At 69.3% G+C, this 11060-nt stretch carries 11 protein-coding genes; 5 read left to right on the top strand and 6 right to left on the bottom strand.

Annotated elements, in window-relative coordinates:
- The coding region (locus I55_RS25915; protein WP_252181319.1) for a class I SAM-dependent methyltransferase at positions 1–468 on the bottom strand (468 nt) is incomplete at its 3' end.
- 113 nt (positions 469–581) lie between these two features.
- Entirely contained in the window at positions 582–1421 is an 840-nt protein-coding gene (locus I55_RS25920; protein WP_085940114.1) for a helix-turn-helix transcriptional regulator, read from the bottom strand.
- Positions 1422–1586: 165 nt separating this feature from the next.
- On the opposite strand from I55_RS25920, the gene I55_RS25925 reads away from it, so the two are divergent.
- Together I55_RS25925 and I55_RS25930 are read left to right on the top strand one after the other, a co-directional pair.
- The gene (locus tag I55_RS25925; RefSeq protein WP_199902728.1) at positions 1587–2750 is read left to right on the top strand and encodes an NAD(P)/FAD-dependent oxidoreductase; all 1164 of its coding nucleotides are present in this window, start codon (positions 1587–1589) and stop codon (positions 2748–2750) included.
- Positions 2751–2762: 12 nt separating this feature from the next.
- On the top strand, positions 2763–3149 hold the full coding sequence (locus I55_RS25930; RefSeq protein ID WP_044563617.1) for a hypothetical protein: 387 nt from the start codon (positions 2763–2765) through the stop codon (positions 3147–3149).
- Positions 3150–3204: 55 nt separating this feature from the next.
- Here I55_RS25930 and phoB read toward each other — a convergent pair whose 3' ends face one another.
- From phoB to I55_RS25950, 4 genes are all read right to left on the bottom strand, one after another.
- On the bottom strand, positions 3205–3909 hold the full coding sequence (gene phoB, locus I55_RS25935; protein WP_044563618.1) for a phosphate regulon transcriptional regulator PhoB: 705 nt from the start codon (positions 3907–3909) through the stop codon (positions 3205–3207).
- A 52-nt stretch (positions 3910–3961) separates the two neighbouring features.
- Positions 3962–4726 carry a phosphate signaling complex protein PhoU gene (gene phoU, locus I55_RS25940; RefSeq protein ID WP_044563619.1) on the bottom strand — a complete coding sequence of 255 codons (765 nt, stop codon included), beginning with the start codon at positions 4724–4726 and terminating at the stop codon, positions 3962–3964.
- A gap of 242 nt (positions 4727–4968) precedes the next feature.
- On the bottom strand, positions 4969–6474 hold the full coding sequence (locus tag I55_RS25945) for an ATP-binding protein (protein WP_044563620.1): 1506 nt from the start codon (positions 6472–6474) through the stop codon (positions 4969–4971).
- A gap of 302 nt (positions 6475–6776) precedes the next feature.
- Positions 6777–9056 (bottom strand): NADP-dependent malic enzyme, encoded by a 2280-nt coding sequence (locus I55_RS25950; protein ID WP_044563622.1) that lies wholly within the window; start codon positions 9054–9056, stop codon positions 6777–6779.
- 450 nt (positions 9057–9506) lie between these two features.
- Here I55_RS25950 and I55_RS25955 point away from each other — a divergent pair, with 450 nt between their 5' ends.
- From I55_RS25955 to I55_RS25965, 3 genes are all read left to right on the top strand, one after another.
- Positions 9507–10160: an RNA polymerase sigma factor gene (locus I55_RS25955; protein ID WP_252181320.1), complete on the top strand. Its 654-nt coding sequence runs from the start codon at positions 9507–9509 to the stop codon at positions 10158–10160.
- Positions 10161–10170: 10 nt separating this feature from the next.
- Positions 10171–10731 (top strand): hypothetical protein, encoded by a 561-nt coding sequence (locus tag I55_RS37385; protein ID WP_044563623.1) that lies wholly within the window; start codon positions 10171–10173, stop codon positions 10729–10731.
- A partial coding sequence (locus I55_RS25965; protein ID WP_148293961.1) for a periplasmic heavy metal sensor occupies positions 10728–11060 on the top strand: 333 nt, incomplete at its 3' end. The genes I55_RS37385 and I55_RS25965, both read left to right, overlap by 4 nt.

The raw sequence follows: 11060 nt of genomic DNA on the forward strand, positions 1-11060 counted from the left end.
CGGGGCACGACTCGGCGTTCCGACAGTCCAGTGCAGGCCGCCGCGCGTCTCTTCCGTCCGGTCCCAGCCGGGCAGGCTGCCCTTGTCGATGCCCCGGTCGCGGCCCACGCGCACCATGGCCTCCGTCAGGTCGCAGACCATGATCTTGGCGCTGGGGGCCTTGGCCGCCATGCGGAAGGCGATGTCCCCGGTGCCCCCTGCCACGTCCAGGATGGTCTCACCCGCGCGCGGCGCCACCAGGTCGACAAACGTGGACTTCCACAGCCGGTGGATACCCACCGACATCAGGTCGTTCATGATGTCGTAGCGGCTGGCGACGCTGGAGAACACGCCCTGCACCAGCGGCGCCTTCTCCGCCGGGTTGATGGCGCGGAAACCAAAGGATCGCGCCTCACGCTCCTGCGCCGTCAGGGCGTCGGAAGCGGGGGTGCCAGGGGTGAAGGGCGGGGGCGTGGGATGGTCGGCCATGGCGGCACCATAGCGTCGGCCACGGCGCTTGTGTAGCGGGCTTGGTGGACAGGCCTGCCCTGAAAAGGGGACAGGATAAGTGGCTTATCCGTTCGGCCCCCATCGGCAAAAGGTCAGGCGGCCATCCCCCTTCGGGCGAAATAGCGGGCGGGCGACTCGCCGAAGGCCCGGCGGAACATGGCGATGAAGTTGCTGGGCGTGGCATAGCCCAGGGCGTCCGCCACCTCCGCCACTGGTTCCCCCCGCGCCAGGCGCTCCAAGGCCAGGGTCAGGCGGGCCTGCTGGCGCCATTGCGTCACGCTCAGGCCCGTTTCTGCCGTGAACAGCCGGCGGGCCGTGCGTTCTGACAGGCCGGCGTCGCGCGCCAGCACGTCCAGCGTGCGGTCGTCGTCCGGCGTTTCCAGCAGGCGCAGGGCCAGGCGCAGCAGGCGCGGGTCGGTGGGCATGGGCAGGTGCAGCGGTTCATCCGGGGCCAGGCGGACCTCATCCAGCAGCACGGCCAGCAGCCGCTCCTGCTCCGGTGTCAGCGCCGCCTCCAGCGGCCATTCCGCCACCCGCCGCACCAGGGACCGCAGCAGGTCGCTGATGCCCATGACGCAGGGACGATCGGGCAGGCCGGCGCTGGCCTCCGGCGTCAGCAACATGCCCCAGCCGTCCAGCGCGCCGCTGATGGTCAACTTGTGCATCATGCCGGGCGGTATCCACCCGGCCCGCAGCGGCGGCAGCATCCAGGACCCGTGGGCGGTGCGGATATGGATCAGGCCGTTGGCGATGCAGAACAGCTGCCCCCGCCGATGGGCGTGCCAGTCGATCTCCCGCGTCCCCATGCGGGTTCGGTCCTCCACCGAATGGCTGCTCCAGAAGGTCAGGACGGGCGGGCCGTCGACCCGCTCGCACATCTCCAGGAAGGCTTCCTTGGTCATGCGGGGGGTGTCACTGGCGGCGGGGCGCATGGGCTTTCCTCGGGCGGGATGGCGGCTGGCGAACAGTTTGGCCGTTCCGCATTATTTTTCGTCCGACTGTCGTTATCAAGCGTGCCGTGTTCCGCGTTATCGAATCGCCAATGGAAAGTTTCAGCCCAGGGTTCGCCGGCGATGGCGGCAGGGATGGTGGCAGAAATGATGGACGACATGGACGAAACGCGGGTGGCGATCATCGGGGCCGGCCTGGGCGGCCTGTGCCTGGCGCAGGCGCTGACACGCGCAGGTATCGACTGCGTGGTGTATGAGCGGGACGCCGGCCTGGACAGCCGGGCCCAGGGCTATCGTCTCCGCATCGACGCGGACGGCGCCGGCGCCCTGGCCCAATGCCTGGCGCCGCCCCTGTATGATTTGTTCCGGCGCACCTGCGCTGTGCCGGCGCCCCGCAGCCGCTTCGTGGATGGCCAACTGGCGCCGATGACCGGCCGCGCGCCAGAGGTGTGGAGCACCGCGAATGAGGGGACGGGCGACCTCTGCGCCCACCGCCAGACCCTGCGTGAAATCCTGATGCGGGGCATCGCGGACAAGGTGCGCTTCGGCATGGCTTTCCAGGCGCTGGAGGGGACCACTGGCGGCCGGGCGCGCGTCACCTTCGCCGATGGGCAGGTCATCCACGCGGACCTGGTGGTGGCCGCTGACGGCGTCAACTCCGCCGTGCGCCGCCAGCTGATGCCCCAGGCCGATCCGTTGGACGTGGGCGCGGTCTGCCTCTATGGCCGCACCATCCTGACCCCGGCGGTGCGCGCCGCCGTGGGGGACGATCTGTGCGGGGGCACCAGCGTGGTCTTCGCCGACGGCTACGCCGGCATCATCGATCCCATGCTGTTCGAAGGCGGCGCGGTCTCGGCCGGACTCACGCCCGTGGCCGACTATCTCTACTGGGCCCTGATCGGCCCCCGCACTCGGCTGCTGGGGCCGTTCGGCCGCGCCATGCCGGATGAGGTGGCGTGGCGGCTGGCGGATGGATGGGACCCCCGGCTGCGCGCCCTGTTCCGCCAGGCCGATCCCCGGGACATGGCCCTGTTGCCGGTGCGCAGCGCCCGGCTGGCGCGCACCTGGCCCCATTGGGGAAGCGGACCGGTGACCTTTCTGGGCGACGCCATCCATGCCATGAGCCCCGCCGGCGGTCTGGGCGCCAACGTCACTCTGCGCGACGCCGCCGTGCTGGCGGCCAGCCTGTCCCGCATTCCATCCATCACGGCGGCGGCGCGGGAATACGAGGCGGAGATGCGCACCCGCGCCGCCCGCGCCATCCACCTCTCGGAAGTGGGCGCCGCGTCTTTATTCGCGGATGTGTTTTGAAGGAGATTGAGGATGAGCCTGTTCGAGATACACGATCTCAGCCGCTTCCCCGTGGTGACGACCCGCCCCGGTACCACCCGGCCTGGTTACGCGCCGCAGTGGGAACGGGAGATGGACGCCCTGCTGGAACGGGGCCTGCCCTTCGTCATCATCATGGGCGATCCCCCGGAGGGGGAGGCGCATGAAGACCGGCGCCTGCGCGGCCTATGGCTGAAGCGCAACCGCGAAACCCTGTCGGCGTTATGCCGCGCGGTGATCACGGTGGAGCCTGACGCGGCGCGGCGTGCCGCCTTCAAGGTCCAAGCCGTCATCGCGGTCAAGGCCTTCGGCGTGGCGATGGAGGTGGCCGCCACGGCGGATGAAGCCGCGAACCTGGCGACGGCCGCCCTCGCCGCCTGATGCGGAGGCCAATCAGCGGCACGAGATTTCCCCTCGTGCCGCCGATATGGAAATATCAAGCGGACTTCATGTCCAGGGCGTAGCCGGCGGAGCGCACGGTGCGGATCATGTCCAGCTCCGTCTCCTCGTTCAGCGCCTTGCGCAGGCGGCGGATGTGCACGTCCACGGTGCGCGGTTCGACATAGACGTCGTGACCCCAGACGATGTCCAGCAGTTGCTCGCGCGAGAAGACGCGGCCCGGGTGCTGCATGAAGTGGCGCAGCAGGCGGAACTCCGTCGGCCCCAGGTGGATGTCACGGCTGTTGCGGCGTACGCGATGGGCCGCCAGGTCCATGCTGATGTCGCCGTAGCGCAGCAGTTCCTCGGCCAGCGAGGGCACGGCCCGGCGCAGCACGGCGCGGATGCGGGCCACCAGCTCGGTGGGGCTGAAGGGCTTGGAGATGTAGTCGTCGGCGCCGGAGTTCAGGCCGCGCACCTTGTCCGCCTCCTCACCCCGGGCGGTCAGCATGATGATGGGGATTTCACGGGTCTTGGGGTTGCGGCGCATCTGGCGGCAGACCTCCAGCCCGCTCATCAGCGGCAGCATCCAGTCCAGCAGCACCAGGTGGGGCGCCTGCTCGTCGGCCAGCAGCAGGGCCTCCTCGCCGTCGCCGGCGGTCAGCACCCGGAAGCCTTCCTTTTCCAGGTTGTAGCTCAGCAGGGTGACGAGGTCGGCTTCGTCCTCGACGATCAGGACCAGGGGCTTCAACGAGGCGTTCATGGGGTGTCCCTAAAACTGGCTTTCCGGGGTCGGGGGCAACGGGAACTATGTATCACAGGTCTTCCACGGCATCGGCGCCGTGCACGCCGCTGCCGTGCAGGTCCACGTCGGCGGTGGGGCCGACGACGAAGCTGGACTCGTCATGCTTGGGCCGGCCGGATGTCAGCGTCCGGCCCAGCACCAGGAAATGAATGGTTTCGGCGATGTTGGTGGCGTGGTCGCCCGCCCGCTCCAGGTTCTTGGCGATGAACAGCAGGTGGGTGCAGGGGGTGATGTTGCGCGGGTCCTCCATCATGTAGGTCAGGACCTCGCGGAACAGGCTGGTGTACAGGTCGTCCAGCTCCTCATCCCGGTTCCAGGCGTCGATGGCCTTGCCCACGTCGCGGTCGATATAGGCGTCCAGCACGTCCTTCAGCATGCCCTCCACCAGCTTGCCCATGCGCGGAATGGCGCTGACGGGCCGCACGGCGGGCAACTTGGCCAGGGCCATGCTGCGCTTGGCGATGTTGGCGGCGTAGTCGCCCGTGCGTTCCAGGTCGGCGGAGATCTTCAAGGCGGCCAGGATTTCGCGCAGGTCGCTGCCCACCGGCTGGCGCAGGGCCAGCATGCGCACGGCCTCCTGCTCGATGTTGCGCTCATAGTCGTCCAGTTGCTGGTCGGCCTTCATGACCCGGGCGGCCAGGTCGACGTCGCGGCGCACCACGGCCTGGACGGCGCCGTCCACCTGGGCCTCGGCCACGCCGCCCATCTGGGTGATCAGGTTCGACAGGCGCTGCAGCTGCTGCTCGAACGACTTCACGGTATGCTCGGCCGGCATTCTCTTACCACCCCACCCCCGGCGGTCCTGGCCGGGGCATGAAAACAAGCGTCCGGCGGGACACGTCACCGGGCGGGCAGGGTGGACCATAGCGACAGGTCGCTATGGAATTGCTACAGATAGACGACAGTTTTATGACGGACGACATCCACTGGCGCGGTCGGAGAAAACCCCGCCACCTCAGCGGCTTATGCCGCATAACCGGGTATGGTGCCGCTTGTCTGCCGCGCCGGGGTCGGGCCTCAGGCGGCGCCCCGGCCACCTTCCTGTGACAGATTCGGGGCAGATTGGGGTAACGGCTTTTCCGCGCCCGGCTTTTCGGCCGCCGGCAAATGCACGGTGAAGGTGCTGCCCTTGCCCACCTCGCTGTCGATGGTCAGGCGGCCGCGGTGGCGGTTGACGATGTGCTTCACGATGGCCAGGCCCAGGCCGGTACCGCCCAGCGCGCGGCTGCGCGCGGCGTCGACGCGGTAGAACCGTTCCGTCAGGCGGGGCAGATGGGTGCGGGCGATGCCCTCGCCCTTGTCGGCCACCGACACCTTGATGCCGGAGATTTTCGTGGCCGTCGCCTGGCGGGCGCGAATGCCGGTGGCGCCCGGCGCCGGTGGGGCGTCGGCCCGTTCCAGCGTCACCACCACCTCGGTCTGCTCGCGGCCGTACTTGATGGCGTTGTCGATCAGGTTCTGGAACACTTGGGTCAGCTGGTCCTCATCACCCTGCACGCGCGGCAGATCCTCCCCGCCCCGCACCTTGATGGTGATCTTCCGTGCGGCCGCCTTCAGCTCCAGCATGGCGACCACGCTTTGCACCAGGTGGGCCACGTTGGTTTCGCCCGTGGGGTGGGTGTGCTCGTCCAGTTCGATGCGGGACAGCGACAACAGGTCCATGACCAGGCGGGACATGCGGCCGGCCTGTTCCTGCATGATGCCCAGGAACCGGTCGCGGGCGTCGGCGTCGTCGCGCGCGGGGCCGCGCAGGGTCTCGATGAAGCCCACCAGGGTGGACAGGGGCGTGCGCAGCTCATGGCTGGCGTTGGCCACGAAATCGGCCCGCATCTGCTCCGACCGCTTGATGGCGGTGATGTCGTGCAGGGTGACGATGGCGGTGATCTCTCCCTCCGGCCCGGCGTCCTCGGCCGGCTGGCGGAAGGGGGTCACCCGCACCTCCAGCACCCGCTCCACCGGCAGGGGCAGGGTGAACTCCACCCGCCGGCTGTCACCGCCGGCCAGCACCGCGTCCACCACCGCCAGGACGTCGGGGTTGCGCACGCTGACCGCCAGGTCGCGGTTCAGCATGCGATCGCCGAACAGGGCGCGGGCGGCGCTGTTGGCGCGGCCCACCTTGCGCTTGCCGTCCACCAGCATCAGCGGGTCGTGCAGGGCCTCCACCACCGCCTCGTCGGCGGCCAGGCGGTGCTCGATCCCCTCGCGGTGGCGCAGCCAGTTCTGGTGCAGGTGGGCGATGTCCTCCAGCAGGGCGGCCCCGGTCAGGGTACGGGCCTGGGGCAGGGGCACGGGCGTGCGCGTGTCGCGCACCTGGTCCAGGTAGGCGGCGATCAGCCGGCTGTCGCGCACCACCAGGTGGCGGGCGACGGCGGTGACGGCACCCACCAGGGCGAAGGCGGCCAGCGCCAGCAGGGGGGCGAGGCGGCCCGACAGCACCAGCGCGCCCAGCAGGGCGCCGGTCGGCGCCAGCATCAGCACGGCGATGGCGACGAAACGATCGGGACGCGCTTCCAAACGACTCATCTCCCAAACCCACCCATGCTGATTCCGATGACCCGGCCGAAACAGGCGCCCTGAAACAGGCTCCTGCTAAAACAGGTCAGGTCAAAATTGCGCCGCCCCGTTCATTGCCACGAACATAGCGCAGGAACGGCGGCTGGAACCGACGTCATGGAAGTTTAATCCCAGGACGGCCCCGGGACCAATTCCGCTTCATAAGAAAAGGCCGCGGCCTTTGGGGGTGCCCCCGCCGGCCACGGCCCTGTTTTACTTCACCCCCGGCGCCGGATAGGGCCGGGGGTGAGCGTATACTGGATACGCTTTGCTTACCCCGCGTGCAGGCTGTCGTGCGCGGCCATGACGGCGGCGGTCAGCAGTTCGTTGGACGTGGCGCCCATCTGCACGATTTGCGCCGGCTTCTCCAGGTTGATCAGCAGCGGCCCGATCAGGGTGCCGCCGCCCATCTTCTGCAGCAGCTTGGCGCCGATGTTGGCGGTGTGCAGCGCCGGCATGATCAGCACGTTGGCGGGGCCGGACAGGCGGCTGAACGGGTACAGGCGCTTCATCAGGTCATGGTCCAGGGCCACGTCCACCGCCATCTCGCCCTCATACTCGAAGTCCGCGGCGCGCTGGTCCATCAGGGCCACGGCGTCGCGCACATGCTGCGCCCGCTCCCGCATCGGCTGGCCGAAGTTGGAGAAGGACAGGAAGGCCACGCGCGGCTCATGCCCCATCTGGCGGGCGGTGCGGGCGGCACCCTCGGCGATGCAGACCAACTGCTGGGCGGTGGGGCGCTCATGCACCGTGGTGTCGGCGATGAACACCGTCTGCTTGCGCAGCGCCAGCACCGACAGGCCGAAGGCCGGCGCCCCGGCGCGCGCGTCGATGACGTGGCTGATCTCCTCGAACGAGGTGAAGAAGTCGCGGGTCAGGCCTGTCACCACCGCGTCGGCGTCGCCCATGGCGACCATGCAGGAGGCGAAGACGTTGCGGTTCTGGTTCACCAGGCGCTGGCAGTCGCGGTGCAGCATGCCCTTGCGCTGCAGCCGGCCGTAGAGGAAGTCGGTGTAGCGCTGGTTTTCCGTGGACTGGTACAGGCGGGCGTTGCGCACCTCCAGCGGGGCGCCCTGCGGCAGGCCCAGGGCCTTCATCTGCTCCGCCACCACCGCTTCGCGCCCGATCAGGATGGGCGTGCCATAGCCGGCGGAACGGAAGGCCACGGCGGCGCGGATGGTCCGCTCCTCCTCGCCCTCGGCGAAGACGACGCGGCGGGGGCTGGCCTTCACCTTGTCGAAGATCTGCTGCAGGCTGTCGGCCGTGGGATCCAGGCGCAGGCGCAGGGCCCGGCCGTAGGCCTCCATGTCCGTGATGGGACGCTTGGCCACGCCAGAGTCCATGGCCGCCTGAGCCACGGCCGCCGGCACCTTCACGATCAGGCGCGGGTCGAAGGGCACGGGGATGATGTATTCGGGGCCGTACCGCAGGCGCCGGCCGGAGTAGGCCGCGTCCACCTCGTCCGGCACGTCCTCGCGCGCCAGCTCGGCCAGGGCGTTGGCCGCCGCGATCTTCATCGCCTCGTTGATGGTGCTGGCGCGCACGTCCAGCGCGCCGCGGAAGATGTAGGGGAAGCCCAGGACGTTGTTGACCTGGTTGGGATAGTCCGACCGGCCGGTGGCGACGATGGCGTCGTCACGCACCGACTTGACCTCTTCCGGCGTGATCTCGGGGTCTGGGTTGGCCATGGCGAAGATGATGGGCTGGGGCGCCATGGTGGCGACCATCTCGGCCGTCAGGGCCCCTTTCACCGACAGGCCCAGGAACACGTCGGCTCCCTTGACCGCCTCCGCCAGGGTGCGGGCGTCGGTGCTGATGGCGTGGGCCGACTTCCACTGGTTCATGCCGTTGGTGCGGCCCTGGTAGACGACGCCCTTGGTGTCGCACAGGGTCACATTCTCATGCGGCACGCCCATGGACTTGATCAGTTCCACGCAGGCGATGGCGGCGGCGCCGGCGCCGTTCACCACCAGGCGGGCGTCGGCCATGGTGCGGCCGGTCAGATGCAGGGCGTTGATCAGGCCGGCGGCGGCGATGATGGCGGTGCCGTGCTGGTCGTCGTGGAAGACGGGGATGTCCATCAGTTCGCGCAGGCGCTGCTCGATGATGAAGCAGTCGGGCGCCTTGATGTCTTCCAGGTTGATGCCGCCGAAGCTGGGCCCCAGGTAGCGCACGGAATTGATGAACTCATCCACGTCGCGGGTGTCGACCTCCAGGTCGATGCCGTCGACGTCGGCGAAGCGCTTGAACAGGACGGCCTTGCCTTCCATCACCGGCTTGGAGGCCAGCGCCCCCAGGTCGCCTAAGCCCAGCACGGCGGTGCCGTTGGAGATGACCGCCACCAGGTTGCCCTTGGCGGTGTAGTCGTAGGCGGTGGACGGGTCCTCGTGAATGCGCAGGCACGGCACCGCCACGCCGGGGGAATAGGCCAGCGACAGGTCGCGCTGCGTCGTCAGGGGCTTGGTCGGTGTGACCTCCAGCTTGCCCGGACGGCCGCTGGAATGCAGCAGCAGGGCCTCGGCGTCGGTGACGCGCTTCTCGGTATCAGCCATACGTTCTCTCTCCACCGCGTGTGCGGGTCCGGTCTTGCGCCGGCCCTTTGATTGTCGGGCCGGTCGCTGCCGGCCCTTGTGATTTTTGCGCGCGATGGTAGCTGAGCGATCCCGGCGGGGTCACGGGCAAATCCGCCCCCGACCTCTGTTCCGCGGGCGGGGCTGCAATCGCGGGAGGTCGGGGGCGGTGCCGGATGCGTGCGGGGGCAGCGCATCCTTGGTTTGGCCCTGCCCATGTCGGGGCTGGCAGGGCCGTCAGCGGGGGCGGCGGTTTGGGGCAGGACCTCCCCCGTGACCATCCTTTTACGCGCGCCGCCCTTGGATCCCGTCTACCGTTCGCCTAGATTTTATTCGGCAGCCTTACCGACAGGGCATTGCCCGCGGCCCGTATAAGGGGTCATGTATGCACTTCGCGACATAGACGTCCCGGGTCACTCTTCAGGGGAACTGATGGACGAATCTGTCCAGCCGAAGCCGCGCGCGGGCGTGGCCTCGGCTTCCGACCCCGCTGCCGCGCCCATGGGTGGGCTTGTGGCGGGACAATTGCCGGAGCCGGGGGACGATGCCCTGCTGGCCCGCATCGCCCAGGGGGACCGGCAGGCCTTCGCCCTGCTGGCCGGTCGCCATGCGCCCAAGGCCATGAAGCTGGCCCAGCGCATCCTGGGCAACGCTGCCGACGCCGACGAGGTGGTGCAGGAGGCCTTGCTCCGGGTGTGGACGGGGGCCAAGAACTGGATCCCCGACGGCCGCGCCCGGTTCTCCACCTGGCTTCACCGGGTGGTGGTGAATTTGTGTGTGGACCGGCGTCGGCGTCCCGCCTTCGCCGGCCTGGAAGGAATACCGGAGCCGCCTGACCCCACGCCATCCGCGGTGAACGTGATGGCCCGGCAACAGACGGCCAAATTGGTGTCGCAGGCGTTGGCGGAATTGCCGGAAAGGCAGCGTCTAGCCGTCACGCTCTGCTATTACGAGGAGCGCAGCGCCGCCGACGCCGCGCAAATCCTGTCCCTGTCTGTTTCGGCGGTGGAATCGCTTTTGGCCCGGGCTCGGCGCGCGTTGCGGGCGCGTCTGTCCGGTGTGGTTCAGGATACGGGTGAGGTCTAGGGGGTTGGTCATGGCTGACAGGGAATGGTCCACGCTGGACGTGGAGGATATCGCGGCGCTGACCGCCGTTTATGGCGGCAATCCCGCCCGCTGGCCGGCAGACCGCCGCGCCGCGGCGGTGCGCGCGCTGGCCCAGGATGGGGCGGCGCATGAGTTGGTGGTGAGCGAGGCGAAGCTGGACGCGCTCCTGTCCATGGTGGCGGAGCCGGAGATCACGGCCGCCCGGGTGGATGACGTGGTGGCCGGCGCCCTGGCGCGGCTGGAGGCGGCCCAGGCCCCGGCGGCGACGGTGGTGCGGGGCCGCAGGCTGGAAACCTTCCTGCCCTCGCCTTTTGACGTGGTGCGCACGGCCCTGTCGTGGCTCGGCGTCCGGGCGCCGCAGGCAGGCTGGCTGGCTGGCGCCACGGCGGCCGGCATCATGGTGGGGGTCATGACCCTGCCGTCCGCCACCTTGACCGCCGCCGATGGCGGCGCCCAGACGGGCGCCACGGTGGAGACGGCGCAGGCGGATGTCACGGACATGCCCAGCCTGCTGTTCACCTCCTACACGGTGGAGACCCGCGCGCAATGAGTTCGTTTAGCCGGTGGCGTGGGCCCCTGCTCATCGCGTCGGTCGGCGTGAACCTGTTCCTGGCCGGCACCTTCGTTCCCCACCTTCTCAATCACCATGAGGCCGGTCCCGGACGTGAGCCCGGGCCCGCGCCGGGCATGACCTACCGGCCGCGCCCCCTGTCGGACATCCTGCCACCGGCGGATGCCGAACTGCTGCAGAAGGCGATGGCGCCGGACCGGGCCGATTTCCAGGCCCTGGAAAAGCAGGCGCGCGAAAGCTGGGCCGAGGTCCAGCCCCTGCTGGCGGCGGAGCATTTCGACGCCCAGGCTTCGCCGCCGCCCGCAGAA

This window comes from Azospirillum sp. B4, from assembly GCF_000333275.1.
Classification (GTDB): Bacteria; Pseudomonadota; Alphaproteobacteria; order Azospirillales; family Azospirillaceae; genus Nitrospirillum.

Coding starts and splice junctions, on each gene's coding strand:
- I55_RS25920 (WP_085940114.1), bottom strand. CDS start 1,421: ATGCGCCCCGCCGCCAGTGACACCCCCCGCATGACCAAGGAAGCCTTC.
- I55_RS25925 (WP_199902728.1), top strand. CDS start 1,587: ATGATGGACGACATGGACGAAACGCGGGTGGCGATCATCGGGGCCGGC.
- I55_RS25930 (WP_044563617.1), top strand. CDS start 2,763: ATGAGCCTGTTCGAGATACACGATCTCAGCCGCTTCCCCGTGGTGACG.
- phoB (WP_044563618.1), bottom strand. CDS start 3,909: ATGAACGCCTCGTTGAAGCCCCTGGTCCTGATCGTCGAGGACGAAGCC.
- phoU (WP_044563619.1), bottom strand. CDS start 4,726: ATGCCGGCCGAGCATACCGTGAAGTCGTTCGAGCAGCAGCTGCAGCGC.
- I55_RS25945 (WP_044563620.1), bottom strand. CDS start 6,474: ATGAGTCGTTTGGAAGCGCGTCCCGATCGTTTCGTCGCCATCGCCGTG.
- I55_RS25950 (WP_044563622.1), bottom strand. CDS start 9,056: ATGGCTGATACCGAGAAGCGCGTCACCGACGCCGAGGCCCTGCTGCTG.
- I55_RS25955 (WP_252181320.1), top strand. CDS start 9,507: ATGGACGAATCTGTCCAGCCGAAGCCGCGCGCGGGCGTGGCCTCGGCT.
- I55_RS37385 (WP_044563623.1), top strand. CDS start 10,171: ATGGCTGACAGGGAATGGTCCACGCTGGACGTGGAGGATATCGCGGCG.